Annotated in this window: 17 protein-coding genes; 13 read left to right on the top strand and 4 right to left on the bottom strand. The window is 66.4% G+C overall.

What is annotated here, in order from left to right:
• Nucleotides 1-120 precede the first annotated feature (120 nt).
• Nucleotides 121-1,101 (bottom strand): LysR family transcriptional regulator, encoded by a 981-nt coding sequence (locus ACFQRC_RS05300; RefSeq protein WP_379958577.1) that lies wholly within the window; start codon nucleotides 1,099-1,101, stop codon nucleotides 121-123.
• 334 nt (nucleotides 1,102-1,435) lie between these two features.
• On the opposite strand from ACFQRC_RS05300, the gene ACFQRC_RS05305 reads away from it, so the two are divergent.
• From ACFQRC_RS05305 to ACFQRC_RS05355, 11 genes are all read left to right on the top strand, one after another.
• Entirely contained in the window at nucleotides 1,436-1,975 is a 540-nt protein-coding gene (locus ACFQRC_RS05305) for a glycoside hydrolase family 108 protein (RefSeq protein WP_379958579.1), read from the top strand.
• Between the two features lie 42 nt (nucleotides 1,976-2,017).
• Nucleotides 2,018-2,431 (top strand): holin family protein, encoded by a 414-nt coding sequence (locus ACFQRC_RS05310; RefSeq protein ID WP_379958581.1) that lies wholly within the window; start codon nucleotides 2,018-2,020, stop codon nucleotides 2,429-2,431.
• 218 nt (nucleotides 2,432-2,649) lie between these two features.
• Nucleotides 2,650-3,579, top strand: coding sequence for a right-handed parallel beta-helix repeat-containing protein (locus ACFQRC_RS05315; protein WP_379958584.1), 930 nt, complete (start codon nucleotides 2,650-2,652; stop codon nucleotides 3,577-3,579).
• A gap of 76 nt (nucleotides 3,580-3,655) precedes the next feature.
• Complete coding sequence (gene hslV / locus ACFQRC_RS05320) at nucleotides 3,656-4,204, top strand: ATP-dependent protease subunit HslV (protein ID WP_379958586.1); 549 nt, start codon at nucleotides 3,656-3,658, stop codon at nucleotides 4,202-4,204.
• Between the two features lie 52 nt (nucleotides 4,205-4,256).
• Entirely contained in the window at nucleotides 4,257-5,360 is a 1,104-nt protein-coding gene (locus ACFQRC_RS05325; protein ID WP_379958588.1) for an FAD-dependent oxidoreductase, read from the top strand.
• A gap of 137 nt (nucleotides 5,361-5,497) precedes the next feature.
• On the top strand, nucleotides 5,498-6,799 hold the full coding sequence (hslU, locus tag ACFQRC_RS05330) for an ATP-dependent protease ATPase subunit HslU (protein WP_379958590.1): 1,302 nt from the start codon (nucleotides 5,498-5,500) through the stop codon (nucleotides 6,797-6,799).
• A 123-nt stretch (nucleotides 6,800-6,922) separates the two neighbouring features.
• On the top strand, nucleotides 6,923-7,420 hold the full coding sequence (locus ACFQRC_RS05335; RefSeq protein WP_379958593.1) for a hypothetical protein: 498 nt from the start codon (nucleotides 6,923-6,925) through the stop codon (nucleotides 7,418-7,420).
• 127 nt (nucleotides 7,421-7,547) lie between these two features.
• Nucleotides 7,548-8,090 carry a hypothetical protein gene (locus ACFQRC_RS05340; protein WP_379958596.1) on the top strand — a complete coding sequence of 181 codons (543 nt, stop codon included), beginning with the start codon at nucleotides 7,548-7,550 and terminating at the stop codon, nucleotides 8,088-8,090.
• A 75-nt stretch (nucleotides 8,091-8,165) separates the two neighbouring features.
• On the top strand, nucleotides 8,166-8,552 hold the full coding sequence (locus tag ACFQRC_RS05345) for a hypothetical protein (RefSeq protein ID WP_379958598.1): 387 nt from the start codon (nucleotides 8,166-8,168) through the stop codon (nucleotides 8,550-8,552).
• Between the two features lie 62 nt (nucleotides 8,553-8,614).
• On the top strand, nucleotides 8,615-8,986 hold the full coding sequence (locus ACFQRC_RS05350) for a hypothetical protein (RefSeq protein ID WP_379958601.1): 372 nt from the start codon (nucleotides 8,615-8,617) through the stop codon (nucleotides 8,984-8,986).
• Between the two features lie 178 nt (nucleotides 8,987-9,164).
• Nucleotides 9,165-11,393, top strand: a complete 2,229-nt coding sequence (locus tag ACFQRC_RS05355; protein WP_379958604.1) for a hypothetical protein — start codon at nucleotides 9,165-9,167, stop codon at nucleotides 11,391-11,393.
• A 62-nt stretch (nucleotides 11,394-11,455) separates the two neighbouring features.
• On the opposite strand, the gene ACFQRC_RS05360 is transcribed toward ACFQRC_RS05355, so the two are convergent.
• Nucleotides 11,456-12,019 (bottom strand): glycine zipper 2TM domain-containing protein, encoded by a 564-nt coding sequence (locus ACFQRC_RS05360; RefSeq protein ID WP_379958606.1) that lies wholly within the window; start codon nucleotides 12,017-12,019, stop codon nucleotides 11,456-11,458.
• A 138-nt stretch (nucleotides 12,020-12,157) separates the two neighbouring features.
• Nucleotides 12,158-13,150: a hypothetical protein gene (locus tag ACFQRC_RS05365; RefSeq protein ID WP_379958609.1), complete on the bottom strand. Its 993-nt coding sequence runs from the start codon at nucleotides 13,148-13,150 to the stop codon at nucleotides 12,158-12,160.
• A gap of 118 nt (nucleotides 13,151-13,268) precedes the next feature.
• Here ACFQRC_RS05365 and ACFQRC_RS05370 point away from each other — a divergent pair, with 118 nt between their 5' ends.
• Nucleotides 13,269-13,895 (top strand): D-Ala-D-Ala carboxypeptidase family metallohydrolase, encoded by a 627-nt coding sequence (locus tag ACFQRC_RS05370; protein WP_379958611.1) that lies wholly within the window; start codon nucleotides 13,269-13,271, stop codon nucleotides 13,893-13,895.
• Between the two features lie 26 nt (nucleotides 13,896-13,921).
• Here the strand turns inward: ACFQRC_RS05370 and ACFQRC_RS05375 are convergent, their stop codons facing one another.
• Nucleotides 13,922-14,683: a CsgG/HfaB family protein gene (locus ACFQRC_RS05375; protein WP_379958613.1), complete on the bottom strand. Its 762-nt coding sequence runs from the start codon at nucleotides 14,681-14,683 to the stop codon at nucleotides 13,922-13,924.
• Nucleotides 14,684-14,909: 226 nt separating this feature from the next.
• Here ACFQRC_RS05375 and lepA point away from each other — a divergent pair, with 226 nt between their 5' ends.
• Nucleotides 14,910-16,730, top strand: coding sequence for a translation elongation factor 4 (lepA, locus tag ACFQRC_RS05380; RefSeq protein WP_379958615.1), 1,821 nt, complete (start codon nucleotides 14,910-14,912; stop codon nucleotides 16,728-16,730).
• Nucleotides 16,731-16,752: the final 22 nt, after the last annotated feature.

Raw genomic sequence — 16,752 nt, forward strand, 5'->3', positions numbered from 1 at the left:
CGGCGCCGGTCTTTAAAAAAAAAGCCCGGATCGTCGCGACGACCCTCTTCGGTCCTGTGCCCCCGGGGCGCCATTGTCAGAAGTCGGGTCTGACGGAAATGCGGCGCTTGCGGATATCGGTTATTCAGCCGCCTGGAGAAGGCCCTCGGCGGGACAGTCCGTCCGTGCGTCGGCGCGGCAGCGGTCGGCGATGAGCGCGATCAGCCATTGCAGCGCCGGATCGCGGTGGCCGCGCGTATGCCACATCAGCCAATGGTCCACGGCGCCGAGCTCGGGCGGCGCCGGCAGCAGGCAAAGCCGCCCGTCCCGGCCATGCTCGTGCGCCGCCGAAGCCGGGAGCAGCATCGCCGCGTCGCTCCGCGCGACAATCTCCAGCGCGGCCACGAAATAGGGAATGGTGGCGATCAGCCGGCCTTCGAGCCCGCGCGCGCGCAGGACACGGATCAACGGATCGGGCTCGTCGTCCGAGAGGGCCACGCCGACCAGGGGCCAGGCGAGTATGTCCTCCAGTGCGGGCGCCCCGTCCGCCATGGCCGCCAGCGGGTGGCCGGCCCGGACGACGCACAGCATCGTCTCGCTGAACAGGTGCCGCTCATGGACCAGGCTGCGGTCGGGCTCGGCGCTTCCGATCAAGAGGTCGATCTCGCCGCCGGCCAGCCGGGCGACCGCATCGGCCGGGACCGGCTTGACGTCGATCGCCACCCCCGGCGCCGCCGCCATGATCGCCGCGAGCGACGGCATCAGCACCGATCGGGCGCCGTGATCGGACGCGGCGACGCGGAAGCGCCGCGTCAGCGTCGCCGGCTCCACTCCGGGGCGCGCTACCAGCCGCGACACCCCGTCCAGCCAGGCGCGCAGCGGCTCCGCCAATTCCTCGGCCCGCCGCGTCGGCAGCATTCCGCCCCGCGTGCGCACCAGCAAGGGATCGTCGAACAGCCGCCGCAATTCCGCCAGCGCGCGGCTCATCGCCGGCTGGCTCATCCGCTGTCGCCGGGCCGCCTGCGAGACGCTGCGAGTCTCGATCAGCGCGGCGAGGCTGTTGAGGAGATTGAGGTCCATGTCGATCATGAAGGTAACCAGCGCCGGATGGGTGCCCCCCATCTTGCTTGGATCGCCGCTGTCAGCCGGCCGGAACGGCGGCCGCGAGGCGTCGCGGACGAAATCGCCGCGCCGGCTGGAAGGGCCTTCGCCCCGTCATGACTGGATATTCGGGCACTGCTCATCCCCACGCAAAGACGTCTAAAGTCTCGCGGCCCGCCCGCGCGCCCTTTCGCAGCAACGATGCGGGCCGTCAAGCGGCGAAACCGCGCATGGCCCTCCGATGAAGGCCGGCCTCGTACCCGCCCGCCAACGCAACACCCACGAGGATAATCCGTTTTCCTACAGATATCCCTTCTGGTTATTAGTGGCGCGACTCGAGCCAGGGAGCAAGCGCATGGACATCGACAATCTGATCGAAGAGGTGATCGGCCGCGAAGGCGGTTATTCGAACCATCCGGCGGACAAGGGCGGCGCCACCCGCTGGGGCGTGACCGAGGCGGTGGCGCGGGCGCACGGTTTCCGTGGCGACATGCGCGCCTTTCCGCGCGCCGAGGCGGTCGCGATCTATCGCCGGATCTACTGGCTCCGTCCCGGGCTCGACGCCGTCGCCCGGCACGCGCCGCGCGTGGCGGAAGAATTGTTCGACACCGGTGTCAACATGGGGCCGGAAGTGGCGGCCGGCTTCCTCCAGCGGGCGCTGAACGCGCTCAATCGCGGCGCCAGCGACTATGCCGACATCGCCGTCGACCGCCGCATCGGGCCGCGCACCCTCGCCGCCCTCGCCGGCTTCGTCGACCGCCGCGGAGAAAGCGGGGAAGTTGTACTGCTGAAGGCGATCGAGGCGCTCCAGGGCGAACGCTATCTCCGCCTCGCCGAGCAGCGCCCGGCCAACGAGGCCTTCCTCTACGGCTGGCTCGCCAACCGTTTGGGCTGAATCGCATGGCATCCATCAACTTCATCAACTTTGGAGAAAATCATGTCACTCATCGCAGGCATTATCGGCCCCGTGGCCGCGCTCATCGACAAGATCATTCCCGATCCCGAGGCGCGCGACCGCGCCAAGCTGGAACTGCTGAAGGCCGAAGGCAGCCAGGAAATGCGGGCGGTGGAGGCGCGGATGAGCGCGATCATCGCCGAAGCGCGCAGCGCCGATCCCTGGACCAGCCGCGCCCGGCCGAGCTTCCTCTACGTGATGTACGCGCTCTTGCTCTGGTCGGTTCCGATGGGCCTGATCGCCGCCGTCAATCCCGGCATGGCCCATGGGATCGGGCAGGGCATGACCGTTTATCTCTCCGGCATTCCCGAAGAACTCTACGCCCTCTTCGGCACCGGCTATCTAGGCTACACCGCCGCCCGCGCCTGGGGCAAGGCGAAGGGATCGGATAAATAAGATAGTCGATCCAGTTTCTTAGTAAATGAATAAAGACCGTTTAACCAACGGTTATAGAGAAACCTGTCCAATTCGGCGATTCTTTCTGTAACGGTCTTGGATTATATTGTAGGAGAGTTTCCCATCATTGCCATGAAGCAATGAGGGATGCTTGCGATTACATTCCGAGTTCGAGGCATGCAATCGCCGAGGGCAATCGAAAGCAGGGAGGGCTTCAAATGCACAAGTCGGTGACATCTCTTATGTTGATGGCGTCGGTCGCCATCGCGGCGCCGGCCTTCGGCCAGGCCACGCGCACCTGGGTCTCGGGCGTCGGCGACGACGTCAATCCCTGCAGCCGCACCGCGCCGTGCAAGACCTTTGCCGGCGCGATCTCGAAGACCGCCACCAATGGCGAGATCAACGTCATCGATCCCGGCGGGTTCGGCGCCATCACCATCACCAAGTCGATCACCATCGACGGCTACGGACCGGAATCGTCGATCCTTGCCGCCGGCACGAGCGGAGTCATCATCAACGGCGCCGGCATCGTCGTCACGCTCCGCAACCTGTCGATCAACGGCGCCGCGACGACCGCCGGCAGCGGCGTCCGCATCCTCAACGCGGATTCGGTCAACATCGACAATGTCAGGATCGCCAACTTCACCGGCACCGGCACCGCCGGCCGCGGCGTCTCGATCGAGACGACCGGCGCCAATGTCCGCGTGTCGATCGCCGACTCCCAATTCTACAATATGGGCAACGCCAGCGTCGCCTCGGTGCCAACCGCGGGCAACGTGCTGCTCGATGTCCATGGCGTGAACATATTCAGGGGCGCCGACGCAGGGATCCAGGCCAGAACCCTCACCAAGCTGACATTGTCCGATTCCGCGATCGCCGGGCATCCCAACGGCGCGGCCGTGGAGGTGAGCCTGTCGGATGCGTCGGCTCATATCAGCAACAGCGTGCTTTCCAACAACCGGTTCGGGATCAACAACGGGCTGGGCGGCGGCACGCCCACGACCCGGCTGTACGGGACCGTCATCACCGGCAGCACCATCGAGGCGCTCAGGATCAATGGCGGCAGCGTCCTTTCCTACGGAAACAACGCGATCCGTGGCAATGCCGGCAACGAGGCGCCGACGCCGCCCGTCATCGGCATGCAATAGCCGGTCTGGCGACGCCCCCGGGATTGCGCCCCCGCGCCGGCTTTCCCACATAGCCCCGACACAAGCGGGAGCGGACATGGAAAGCTGGCACGGCACGACGATCCTGGGCGTGCGCAAGAACGGCAATGTGGTGGTGGCGGGCGACGGCCAGGTGTCGCTCGGCCAGACCGTGATCAAGCCCAATGCGCGCAAGGTCCGGCGGCTGCATGACGGCTCGGTGATCGGCGGCTTCGCCGGCGCCACCGCCGACGCCTTCACCTTGTTCGAGCGGCTGGAACGCAAATTGGAGCAGCATCACGGCCAATTGATGCGCGCTGCCGTGGAACTCGCCAAGGACTGGCGGACGGACAAATATCTGCGCAACCTCGAAGCGATGATGATCGTCGCCGACAAGGACGTGACCCTCATCCTCACCGGCAACGGCGACGTGCTGGAGCCGGCCGCCGGAATCGCCGCCATCGGCTCCGGGGGCAATTTCGCCCTTTCCGCCGCCACCGCCCTCTTCGACTATGAAGAGGATGCCGAGACCGTTGCCCGCAAGGCGATGAAGATCGCCGCCGAGGTCTGCGTCTACACCAACGACAATCTGACCGTGGAGACGATCGAAGGCGCTGCATCCGCCTGAGAACCTCATTCCCGCTTTCGCGGGAATGACGAATGAGGCTAGGCTCCTTTCGATGTTGGACCGCCGCCGCTTCGTCAGCTCCTCCGCGCTCGCTTTGGGCGGCCTCGCCCTTCCCGGCTGCGCCACCACCATTGCGCGGCCATCGGCGTCGGCGGCGCCCACCGGCTGCCTGCCGCCGGTCGACGTCTCGGCCGACCGCGTCATCCGCACCGTCGCCGGCCTCCGCCCCTATCGCGCGCCTGGCTTCGTCGTCCGGGCCGAGGCGCTGGGCGACAAGCGGCTCGTCCACAATTACGGCCATGGCGGCGCCGGCATCACCTTGAGTTGGGGCACGTCGAAGCTCGCGACCGAGCTTGGCCTGCCCGGCCACCAGGGACCGGCCGCGGTGATCGGCGCCGGCATCATGGGCCTCACTACCGCGCGCCTCGTCCAGGAGGCCGGGTTCCCGGTGACGCTCTACACGGCCGCTTTGCCGCCCGACACGACCTCCAACATCGCCGGCGGCCAGTGGAGCCCGTTCGGCCATTATCGCGACGACGCGGTGACGCCCGAATGGCGCGCCCAGTTCGCCCGCGCGCTCGATTATAGCTGGCGCCGCTTCCAGATCATGATCGGCGACGATTACGGAATACGCTGGCTCACCACCTATGCCGAATCCGGCGGCGATGCGGGCCCGGCGGACACCTATCACCCGGCCGCCGCGCGGCTGTCATCCCAGGATCACCCCTTCCCGGTCGACAACGTCGTCCGCTTCGACACGATGTATGTCGAGACCGGCCGCTTCCTCCGCCAGATGATGCGCGACATCCACGTCGCCGGTGGCCGTTTCGCCATCCGCCGCTTCGCCTCGCCCGCCGAGATTTCCGCCTTGCCCGAACGGCTCGTGTTCAACTGCACCGGCCTCGGCGCCCGCGAGCTGTTCGGCGATACCGAACTGCATCCAGTGCGCGGCCAGCTCGCCATCCTGCTGCCCCAGCCGGAGGTTCGCTACGCCTTCACCGGCGACGCCGGCTACATGTTTCCCCGCCCCGACGGCATCATCCTCGGCGGCACGTTCGAGCGCGACGAATGGCGGGCCGAGCCGCGGGCGGAGGACATCGCCCGCATAATCGCCTCGCACCGCCGCCTGTTCGAGGGTTTCCGCTGCACCGCTTGATTCCGAAGCTGCGGCGGCCATCTAGACGGGGACTCCTTCGTCATTCCAGCGAAAGCTGGAATCTCCTTCCTTTCGTTCCGCAGAGGGAGGGAGATTCCAGCTTTCGCTGGAATGACGCGCAACATTCAGGAATGTGAATGAACGATGCTCTCACTCCCAAGGCGGTGGTCGCCGCCCTCGACGCCCATATCGTCGGCCAGACCGAGGCCAAGCGCGCGGTCGCGGTGGCTCTGCGCAACCGATGGCGCCGCCAGCGTCTCTCCGACGAACTGCGCGAGGAAGTGACGCCGAAGAACATCCTAATGATCGGCCCCACCGGCTGCGGCAAGACGGAGATTTCGCGCCGTCTCGCCAAGCTCGCCGACGCGCCGTTCGTGAAGGTCGAAGCGACCAAGTTCACCGAGGTCGGCTATGTCGGCCGCGACGTCGAGCAGATCGCTCGCGACCTCGTCGAGGAAGCGGTGCGGCTGGAAAAGGAGCGCCGCCGCGAGGCGGTGCGCGAGGCCGCGTCCGAGGCGGCGATGGAACGGATGCTCGATGCCTTGACCGGCAAGGATTCCAGCCAGGCGACCCGCGAGGCCTTCCGCCAGCGGCTCCACGACAATCATCTCAATGACAAGGAAGTCGAGATCGAGGTGGTCGAGGCGCCCAACACGCCGTTCGAGATTCCCGGCATGGGCGGCCAGGTCGGCATGATCAATTTGAGCGACATGATGGGCAAGGCGTTCGGCCAGCAGCCGCGCAAGAAGCGCAAAATGCGCGTCGCCGAAGCCTGGGACAAGCTGGTCGAGGAGGAATCCGACAAGCGCCTCGACACCGACGACGTCAACCGCACGGCGCTGAAGGACGCGGAGGCGAACGGCATCGTCTTTTTGGACGAGATCGACAAGATCGCGGTCTCCGACGTGCGCGGCGGATCGGTCAGCCGCGAGGGCGTCCAGCGCGACCTGCTGCCGCTGATCGAGGGCACGACGGTCGCCACCAAATACGGCCCGATGAAGACCGACCATATCCTCTTCATCGCGTCCGGCGCCTTCCACGTCGCCAAGCCCAGCGACCTCCTCCCCGAGCTCCAGGGCCGCCTCCCCATCCGGGTCGAATTGAAGGCGCTGACCGAGGCGGATTTCGTCCGCATCCTGGCCGAGACCGACGCCAGCCTGACCGAGCAATATAGCGCCCTTCTCGGCACGGAGGGCGTCGAGGTCGTCTTTACCGAGGACGGCATAAGCGCCATCGCCCGCATCGCGGCGGAGGTGAACGGCCAGATCGAGAATATCGGCGCCCGCCGCCTCCAGACGGTGATGGAGAAACTGCTCGAGGATGTCAGCTTCGAGGCCGAGGAACGGCATGGCGAGCGTGTGACGGTCGATGCGGACTATGTCGAAAGGCAGCTCGCCGAAGTGGCGCGCGACACCGATCTCAGCAAATACGTGCTCTGAGGCGGCCGCCCTCTCATCGGGGAATGGACACGGTTGGCCGCCCGGAATGCGCCCTTTCGCGCGCGCGGATGGTTAATTTCCAAAGCTCGGGAGGCACACCGCCCGACGCAATGGAGATAATGAATGCATAATCGAACCACCCTGCTGACCGCCGCGGCCGCTGCCGCGATCCTCGCCGCGCCGGCAATGGCGCAGGTCGGCGTCGATGTCGGATCGACCACCGATGTCGGCGCGACGGTCCAGACGCCGCCGGCCTCGGGCAATCTCGACGCGGTGCAGGACACTGTCGACAGCACTCGCGATACCGCCGAGGACGCGGTCGATACCGCGACGGACACCGCCGCCGACGCCGCCGATCAGGCCGCCGACGCCGCGCCCGACGCTAATGCGGACGCCACGGTCAGCGCCGAGCTCAAGGCCGGCGCCGAGGTGCGCGACCCGCAAGGCGACCTGGTCGGAACCGTCGAATCGGTCAGCGCCGAGGGCGCCGTCGTCGCCACCGGCGAGAGCCGCGTCGTGATCCCCGCCACTTCGTTCGCGAAGAACGATCGCGGCCTGGTGATCGCCATGACCAAAACAGAGCTCGACGCCGCGGCCAAGGCCGCCGCCGATCCGACCTGAGCGAGCCCGGCTCAAAAAGGAGGGCCGCGTTCGATGGATCGGGCGCGGCCTTTTTTGCATCCGGCCACCAACCCACCTCCCGCCCATTGGCGTTGACCGCCCTGGATCGCGCCTTCAGGGAACCATCATGAAACCCATTCTCCTGTTGCTCGTCCTGACCGCCGCCTGTTCGGGCGAGGAAAACATGGCCGGGGAGGCCGAGAGCGTCGAGGCTCCGGCGGAGGTCGCGGCGCCGGCCAAAGCCCTCGACCCGCCTTCGCCCGGCCAGGCCGGCGCGCTCCCCGACGATCGCGGGCCGATCTCGGAAGCGCCGTTCACGCCCGAAAGCGCCCAGGGCGCGGCGGATGTGCTCCAGACTTATTATGCGCTGATCGAAGAGGGCGATTATGAGAGCGCCTGGCGCCTCCGCGCGCCGGGCGGAAACGGCAAGAATTTCGCCGAATTCGCCGCCGGCTTCGACAAATATGCGGAGCATCACGCCCTCATCGGCGCGCCGTCGGACATATCCGGCGCCGCCGGCTCGCTCTATGTCGAAGTGCCGGTGCAGACCTATGGCAAGCTCCAGGACGGGACACCGTTCAGCAGCGCCGGCACGGTCACGATGCGACGCTCCAACGACGTTCCGGGCGCGACCGCGGAGCAGCGGCGCTGGAGAATCCACACCCGATAAGGCGGTCAGCGCGCGATTCATGAAACCGGGCGGCGGCATGTTTGTTGTCCGGGCATCCATGAAAGGGGAATTGAAGTGCGGATTGTGATCGCCGGCGCGGGACTTGCGCTGATGCTGGCTCTGCCCGGATGCGAGCGCGGCGCTCCGGAAGCGGACGACACACCGATCGACGTCGCCGGCGCGGACGCCTCTCAGGAGGCCCTGCTGGCGCTGGACGAGGGACAGCGCAACGCGACCTTCATTCGCGCGATCCGCGACGCCGACGCCGACCTCACCTGCCAGGGCGTCGAAAGCTCGGCCTATGTCGGCGAGCATGAGGGCCTGCCGATGTGGACCGCGCGCTGCGCCGACGGCACCGACTGGGCGCTGCTGCTCGGCCCCGACGGGACGACTCAGGTCATGCTGTGCGAGGCTGCCCGGCGGGCGGGGCTCCCCGATTGCGCGACGCGGCCGACCGCCTGACTTGCGTCCGCCTCGGGGATCGCCGACACCCCTCGCGCCAACGGGAGACGATAATGCGGCGAATGACGACAATAACCGGAGCCCTGATCTTCGTAGCGCTCGGCGGTTGCGACGGCGGCGGCGGCGACGCGGGCGGAACGCCGACGACGCGGATCACGGCCAGCACGGAGTATGTCGACCGCCTCAGGTCGCTGAGCGAGATGAACCGCGGCCTCGCGCTGCGGCGGGCGGTCCAGGATAGCGGCGGCACCTGCAAGAGCGTGGACGCTTCAGGCTATCAGGAGGATTACGAGAACCTCTCGATGTGGACGGCCCGCTGCTCGGACGGCAACGACTGGGCGATATTCATCGCCCCCAACGGCGACGTCCAGGTCCGCGACTGCACCGAGGCGGCAACGCTCGGGCTCCCGGCGTGCCGGTTCGAGGAAGAATGACGTGGAATGAGGAAGGTCGCTGCGAGCTTAATCGCTGACCTTCAAGGGAAGGCCGGTTCCATTCCGCTAAGCACCTTGCCAAATCACGGAAAACAGACTTGACCGAGGTGGGAGCGCCAAACGGCGCCGGCTGTTTGGGAGCAGCGGCTTATGTCGGCCGCAAATCGGGGGATATCTTGTGGCGAATTACGAAGGAACAGCCGGAAACGACGTTCATCGCGGCACGGCGGACGGGGAATGGCTCGAAGGAAAAGACGGCAACGACGAACTCCATGGCCTCGGAGGTCACGACATGCTGTGGGGCGATGAGGGCGACGACCAGTTGTTTGGCGGCGCCAACATCGATCATCTCGACGGCGGCCTCGGCGACGACCTGTTGGTAGGAGGCAGCGGCAACGATGTGCTGCGCGGCCGGGGCGGCGTCGATCATTACCATGGCGGCGACGATGACGGGCGTGACCAGATTTATGGCACGACCGGCGATCGTGCCGTCTTCTTCATGGTGGATGCGGTCCAGGGCGTTTTCGCCGACCTTCGCACGGGGGTCGCCATCGACGGGCATGGCAATCGCGAGACGATGACCGGAATCGAATCTCTGTCGGGAGGATCGGCCTTCGCGGACGAGATGCGCGGCAGCGGCGTCTCCAACTATCTTGGCGGCGGCGCCGGCGATACGTTGATGGGATTTGGCGGAAACGATTACTTCAGCCTCGACGCCGCTGCCGCATTGCTGGACGGCGGAGCGGGGATCGACACGCTCGGCGCTTTCGGCACCCAGAAATATGTTCCAGACAACGACGGCGATGGCTGGGCCGATCTCGTCGAGGCGTATCAAGGGGTTACAGTCGACCTCGCCCGCAACTTGGTGATCGATGCCTTCGGAGACACAGGTGCCATAAGAGGCGTCGAAAACTTTGCCGGCTCGTTGAACTATTACGACGACCGTCTCATCGGCGACGACAACGACAACATCATCAGAGGTTTAGGCGGGGGAGATCATATCGACGGTCGCGGGGGTCGGGACACAGTCGATTATTCGGAGCTAGGAAATTACGGCCTCCATGCCGTCATAGTCGACCTCGCCGCCGGCTATTCCGAAGATGTGCAGCTATACGACATCCCCGGAGAACCCGCCGGCCCTCGCTACGGTCGCGATACCGTTCTCGGGATCGAAAATGTCATCGGCACTGGCAGAGGGGACCGATTGCTGGGCGATGACAACGCCAACGTCATCTCACCGGACGCCGGAAACGACATTGGGAATGGGCGTGGAGGCGTCGACACGGTCGATTATTCCGACGTGCGTTCGGCTTTGACGGTCGACCTCTCCGCCAACCTGGCCATCCAGGCGGGAACGGGAGCTGGACCGGTCTATTGGGGCGGCGGCTGGAACGGGCCTGTGGTCGAGGCCGACGATGCCGAGCGGACGCGCGACCGTCTCTACAACATCGAAAATGTCGTCGGCTCGGGCCATGACGATCGCATCACCGGCGACGGCGCTGCCAACCGGCTCGCCGGCGGGCGCGGCAACGACGTGATCGCATACAGCGGTGGCGGCGATACCTTCGTCGGCGGCGCGGGGTACGACACGGTCGATTATTCCGGGGCCGGCGGTGTCGTGACCCTCGATCTCGCGGCCGGCGCCGCATCGGTTGCCGGTTCACCGGACCCCGACCGGCTATTCTCGATTGAGAACGCAATCGGCTCCGGGTTTGAAGACCGGCTCGCCGGCAATGCCCGCCAAAACCGGCTCGACGGCCGAGAGGGCGCCGATCATATGGCCGGGGGCGAGGGGAACGACCTCTATACCGTCGATCATCTCGCTGATCGCGTCGTCGAAGCCCGTGACGCGGGCGCTGATCGCGTGCGAAGCTCGGTCGATTTCGCGCTGAAGGGCAATGTCGAGAACCTGGCCCTTACCGGCGCGCAATACATTGACGGCACCGGCAACGGCCTTGCCAATATCATCCGGGGCAATGACGGGGGGAACATCCTCGACGGCCACTCCGGCAACGACCTGCTCGATGGAGGGGCGGGCGACGACGGCCTCCATGGCGGACGCGGCCGCGACAGGCTGGACGGCGGCACCGGTTCGGACAGCTTCTTCTTCGATACGCTGCTCCGCGCCAACGAGGCCGACACGATCCTGGATTTCTCCGCCGCCGACGACAGCATCCGCCTCGATCGTGCGATTTTCCAAGGCGTCGAGGCCGACGGCAGGCTCCCCAACCACGCCTTTCGCGCCGGAACTACGGCCGAGGATGCGAGCGACCGCATCCTCTACGACGAGGCAACGGGCGACATCTTCTACGATGCCGACGGCGACGGGGGCGCCGCCGCCGTCCTCTTCGCGCAAGTGACGCCGGGAACCGAGCTCACCGCCGCCGACTTCTTCGTCTACGGCTGAACGCAAAGAAAAGGCCCGGCGGGCAATGCCGCCGGGCCTCTCTTTCGTGCCTTCCGCTGAAATCAGCGGCAGGTGATGTTGTCGCGGTCGATCGAGCGGCCGAGGAGGGCGCCGGCGGCGCCGCCCAGGATCGTGCCGATCGTGCTGCTGTCACCCGGCGCGATGATGTTGCCGAGTACGCCGCCGGCGATGCCGCCGACGATCAGGCCCGTCGTCCCGTCCGAACGACGGCAATAATATTGGCCGTTCGAACCACGATAGATGCGCTCGCCATAGCCCAGCCGACGCGGCTGATAATAGCTGCCGCTGCGATAATAGCGGTCGGCATAATAACGGCTCTGGCCGCGCTCGAAGCGATTATAGTCGTAATTGCGGTAGCGCCTCCAGTCGCGGATGTCCTCGCGGCGATCCCGGCGGGCGTCGCGGACGTCCTCGCGATAATCGCGGCGCGCTTCGCGAACGTCGCGGCGATCATCGGCCCGGCGCAGATCCTTGCGATAATCCCTCTGCGCCTTGCGGACGTCCTTCCGATATTCCCGATTCTCCTTGCGGGGCGGATCGGCCAAAGCGGGCGCGGCGGGAAGGGCCACTGCCGCCATCGTGGCGGCCAAGATCATCATTTTCATCTCTCTTACTCCTAACATGCCCCTTAACGGAGCCGCTGCCTCAACAACGAACCGATCCTAGCCGGGGTTGCGTGAACCCAGCACTACTTCGCGTTCATGAAACGGACAGCCCGGCGCGGCTCCCGCGCGGCTCCGGTTTCAGGGCGCGATGGCGAGCCCGTCGCCGTTCCGGCCGACCGCGAACCGGCGCAGCACCTCGCCGCTGGCGAAATCCACTTCCGCCACCTGGTCGCGCCCCGTTTCGGCGGCATAGAGGCGGCGGCCGTCGGCAGAGAAGAGGATGGTCACCTGCCCCGCTTCCTCGGCGCCGCTCAGCACGATGTCGCGCACCTTCTCGCGCGTCGAAGCGTCGATGACGGTGAGGCTGCCCGAGCCGAGGTTCGAGGTGACGATCCAGCGCCCGTCCGGGCTGGCGGCGACCCGGATCGGCACCCGGCCGGTCGTCACCTCGGCCAGCCGCTCGAAGCTTTGCGTGTCGAACGCCTGCACCCGGGCGCCTTCGAGGTCGCCGACCCAGAGCTCGCGCCCGCCGACCGCCAGCGCGATGCCCTCCGGCCTTCCGCCCACCTCCAAGTCGCGGAGCTTGCTGCCCGCCACGAGGTCGATCACCGTCACCGTGCCGGCCGGGATGTTGGCGGTGTAGGCGCGGCTCCCGTCGGGCGAGACCGCGACCATGTGTGTCCCCTCCTGGCCGGTGGGGATGGCGGTGACCGCGTCTTCATTGGCGGTATCGACGATTGTCAGCGATCGGCTCCGCTCCGTCGTCGCCACCAGCCGGCCGTCGTCGAGCCAGACAAGCCCGTGCGGCCCTTCATTGGGCGACAGGTCGATCGTCCGCAGCTTCTCCCGCGCGGCGACATCGAAAATGTCGATCGTGCTGCCGCCATAAGCGACCACCGCCGCGCGCCGGCCATCGGGAGAGATTGCGATCTCGTGCGGCATGTGCCCGGTCGCCGCGCGCCCCAACTCGGCGCCGCTTGCCAGGTCGATGAAGCTCAGCGTGTCCTCGCCCTTGTTGCCGACGATCAGGGTGCCGGTCGCGCTCGCCGCCGCTGTCTCGGGCGTCTGGGCCGGCGCGCACGCCGCCAGCATCGCCATCGCCATTCCGATCGCCCGCTTAAGCATGCCCATGTACCCGCTCCTCTGCCCGCCTGCCGATGCTAACGCGCATCGCGCTACGCGCAACCCTGTGACGAGCGGGGCGCAAGGAGGGTTGAAAAAGCGCACATATTTGTGCTATATACCTGTTATGCCTAAACTATTTCGGATCGCAGCGCTTGCGCTGACGGCTCTCTTCGCCTCGCCCTCCCTCGCCGCCGGGCCCGCCGACGGCCAGGCGCGCGCCGATTATCTTGCCTGGCTCGCCCGCGAGCCGGCCGCCCGCGCGCAGGTGCTCGCGTTCAGGCAATATCTCGACATGGAGAATGTCGGCGCGGTCGTGCCGACCTGGCAGCTGGTCCGCACCGCCAGCATGTGGCGGACCTGCGACGGCCCCCGCTTCGAGGTCGCGCCGATCGCGGAATGGCAGCACATTGCCGCCACCCTCGGCTTCGTGAAGGCGCATGTGACGCCGGCGATCGGCGCGGTCGAGGCGGTCTCGGGCTATCGCAACGAAGGGCTGAACCAATGTTCGGGCGGGGCGAAGGCCAGCGCCCACCGCCATTTCTTCGCGCTCGACCTGATCCCCGCCTCCGCCGACGCCACCCGCGACGGCATGATCCGCAGCCTGTGCCAAATCCACGATGTTCGCGGCCAGGAACATGGCGTCGGCCTGGGTTTCTATTCGGGCCTGCGCTTCCACGTCGATTCCAAGGGCTTTCGCCGCTGGGGAAGCGACGGCCGCGGCGCCACCTCGCCCTGCAACCAGATCGCCTGATATCAAGGCGGCACGAGCGGATCGGATCAACGCGCGACCGGGGCCGCCGCGCTCGGGTCGAGCGGCAACCCGCCCAATTGGGTGACGAGATCGGTATAGGCGTCGAGATAGGCGAGCACGATCACTTGGCCGATCTCGGTATTCTGATAGCCGCCCCCGCCGATCCCGGCGAAGCCGCCCCAGAATCCGCCGCCGCCGCCGCCGAAACCGATGTCGGTCTTGCGGGCATAGCCTTCGGTCATTCGCTCCTGCTCGGTGGTGCGGCTGTTGACCAAAGTGAGGATGACGTTGGCCTCCTTCTTCTTGATGCTGATGCCACCGACGATGCCGCCGAACAGGCCGCCGCCGAGCAATCCGCCCAGCGCCGCGCCGACGCCTCCGCCGCCGCTGTTGGAATTCTTCGAGACGATGTCCGGCACGATGAAATAATCGGCCGCCTTGACCTGCGCCCGGCCGATATTCGACCCCTCCTGCAGCTCGCCCGAATCGGCCAGCGCGCGTTCCAGGTTCCGGTTCTGGAGGCCCCTGCCGCGATCGACCAAGCCGAAGCAGCCCGATTTCATCACGAACAATTTGATGATCGCCTCGGGGCTGCCGAGCCCCAGCTCGCGCCACCAATTATCGTCCGGCTCGACGATGGCGATGGTGCCCAGCTTCTGGGTGCAGATCGGAATCTGGGCCTGCCCCCGTTCCTGCGACTTGCGGCCCGAGGACTTGCCTTGGGCGAGCGCGGGAGTCGCGGCCAAAGCGGCGGTGGCCAGAGCGGCGATCAAGATGGATGTGCGCAACGTCAGTCTCCCCCGAAACCTGGTGTGTGACGCAACCGGCGGGCGGACGAGGCGAAGGCCGGATACCGAACCCGCGCCGACGCTGTAGCACCTCGCGCGGCCGGGCGGAAGGCCGCGTGGCCGGAAAGGGCGGATCGGCCCCGCCCGCCGCCGGCGCGGCCAACTACCAATTGGCCTCCCCCGCCGCCGGTGCTAGGGCGCGCGCAACTCCGTCGAAAAGCATAAAATGACCGATCTTAAGAAGATACGCAATTTCAGCATCATCGCCCATATCGACCATGGGAAGTCGACGCTCGCCGACCGGCTGATCCAGCGCACCGGAGGGCTAACCGACCGCGAAATGTCGAGCCAGGTGCTCGACAATATGGAGATCGAGAAAGAGCGCGGGATCACGATCAAGGCCCAGACGGTGCGGCTCGATTACACCGCCCGCGACGGCGAGGCCTATGTGCTCAACCTGATGGACACGCCCGGCCATGTCGACTTCGCCTATGAAGTCAGCCGCAGCCTCGCCGCGTGCGAGGGCGCGTTGCTGGTGGTGGACGCGGCCCAGGGGGTCGAGGCGCAGACGCTCGCAAACGTCTACCAGTCGATCGAGCACGACCATGAGATCGTCCCCGTCATCAACAAGATCGACCTCCCCGCCGCCGAGCCCGAGCAGGTCAGGAAGGAGATCGAGGACATAATCGGCCTTCCCGCGGATGACGCCGTGCTGGCCAGCGCCAAGACCGGCATCGGCATCGACGAGATACTGGAAGCGATCGTCGCCCGCATCCCCGCGCCCAAGGGCGAGCGCGACGCGCCGCTAAAGGCGATGCTGGTCGATTCATGGTACGACCCCTATCTCGGCGTCGTCATCCTGATCCGCGTCATCGACGGCCACATCCGCAAGGGCCAGACGATCAAGTTCATGGCCGGCGGCACCACCCATCTGGTCGACCGCGTCGGCTGCATGCGCCCCAAGATCGAGCAATTGCCCGAACTCGGCCCCGGCGAGATCGGCTTCATCACCGCCCAGATCAAGGACATTTCCGAAACGCGCGTCGGCGACACCATCACCGATGCGAAACGCCCCACCGCGCACCCCCTGCCCGGCTTCAAGGAAGTCCAGCCGGTTGTCTTCTGCGGCCTGTTCCCGGTCGACGCCAACGATTTCGAGAAGCTCCGCGAATCGATCTCCAAGCTGCGCCTCAACGACGCCAGCTTCAGCTTCGAGATGGAGACCAGCGCCGCCTTGGGCTTCGGCTTCCGCTGCGGCTTCCTCGGCCTCCTCCACCTCGAGATCATCCAGGAGCGCCTGACCCGCGAATACGATCTCGACCTCATCACCACCGCGCCGAGCGTCGTCTACAACATCCATTTGGGCCGCGCCAAGGACGGCACCGGCGAGCGCACCATCGCGCTCCACAACCCGGCCGACATGCCCGACCCCAACCGCATCGACAGCATCGAGGAGCCGTGGATCGAGGCGACCATCTACGTCCCCGACGAATATCTGGGGCCGATCCTCAAGCTCTGCCAGGATCGCCGCGGCATCCAGAAGAATCTGACCTACGTCGCCGGCCGCGCCCAGCTCACCTACGAGCTGCCCTTGAACGAAGTGGTGTTCGATTTCTACGACCGCCTGAAGAGCATTTCGCGCGGCTATGCGAGCTTCGACTATCATCAGATCGGCCACCGCGAGGGCGACCTCGTCAAGATGAGCATCCTGGTCAACGCCGAGCCGGTCGACGCTTTGTCGATGATCGTCCACCGCGGCACCGCCGAAGCCCGCGGCCGCGGCATGTGCGAGCGATTGAAGGACCTCATCCCCCGCCACCTCTTCAAAATCCCCATCCAGGCCGCGATCGGCGGCAAGGTCATCGCCCGCGAGACGATCGCGGCGCTGCGCAAGGACGTCACCGCCAAATGCTATGGTGGCGATATCAGCCGCAAGAAGAAGCTCCTCGACAAACAGAAAGAGGGCAAAAAACGCATGCGCGAATATGGCTCGGTCTCTATTCCTCAAGAAGCTTTCATCGCCGCGCTTAGAATGGGCGAGGAGTGACGCAGGCCCGCCCGCCGAAGCT

This window comes from Enterovirga sp. GCM10030262 (assembly GCF_042666435.1).
In the GTDB taxonomy this organism is placed as follows: domain Bacteria; phylum Pseudomonadota; class Alphaproteobacteria; order Sphingomonadales; family Sphingomonadaceae; genus Allosphingosinicella.

Coding starts and splice junctions, on each gene's coding strand:
- ACFQRC_RS05325 (WP_379958588.1), top strand. CDS start 4,257: ATGTTGGACCGCCGCCGCTTCGTCAGCTCCTCCGCGCTCGCTTTGGGC.
- ACFQRC_RS05300 (WP_379958577.1), bottom strand. CDS start 1,101: ATGGGGGGCACCCATCCGGCGCTGGTTACCTTCATGATCGACATGGAC.
- ACFQRC_RS05370 (WP_379958611.1), top strand. CDS start 13,269: ATGCCTAAACTATTTCGGATCGCAGCGCTTGCGCTGACGGCTCTCTTC.
- ACFQRC_RS05360 (WP_379958606.1), bottom strand. CDS start 12,019: ATGAAAATGATGATCTTGGCCGCCACGATGGCGGCAGTGGCCCTTCCC.
- lepA (WP_379958615.1), top strand. CDS start 14,910: ATGACCGATCTTAAGAAGATACGCAATTTCAGCATCATCGCCCATATC.
- ACFQRC_RS05315 (WP_379958584.1), top strand. CDS start 2,650: ATGCACAAGTCGGTGACATCTCTTATGTTGATGGCGTCGGTCGCCATC.
- ACFQRC_RS05350 (WP_379958601.1), top strand. CDS start 8,615: ATGACGACAATAACCGGAGCCCTGATCTTCGTAGCGCTCGGCGGTTGC.
- ACFQRC_RS05310 (WP_379958581.1), top strand. CDS start 2,018: ATGTCACTCATCGCAGGCATTATCGGCCCCGTGGCCGCGCTCATCGAC.
- ACFQRC_RS05305 (WP_379958579.1), top strand. CDS start 1,436: ATGGACATCGACAATCTGATCGAAGAGGTGATCGGCCGCGAAGGCGGT.
- hslV (WP_379958586.1), top strand. CDS start 3,656: ATGGAAAGCTGGCACGGCACGACGATCCTGGGCGTGCGCAAGAACGGC.
- ACFQRC_RS05365 (WP_379958609.1), bottom strand. CDS start 13,150: ATGGGCATGCTTAAGCGGGCGATCGGAATGGCGATGGCGATGCTGGCG.
- ACFQRC_RS05340 (WP_379958596.1), top strand. CDS start 7,548: ATGAAACCCATTCTCCTGTTGCTCGTCCTGACCGCCGCCTGTTCGGGC.
- ACFQRC_RS05335 (WP_379958593.1), top strand. CDS start 6,923: ATGCATAATCGAACCACCCTGCTGACCGCCGCGGCCGCTGCCGCGATC.
- hslU (WP_379958590.1), top strand. CDS start 5,498: ATGAACGATGCTCTCACTCCCAAGGCGGTGGTCGCCGCCCTCGACGCC.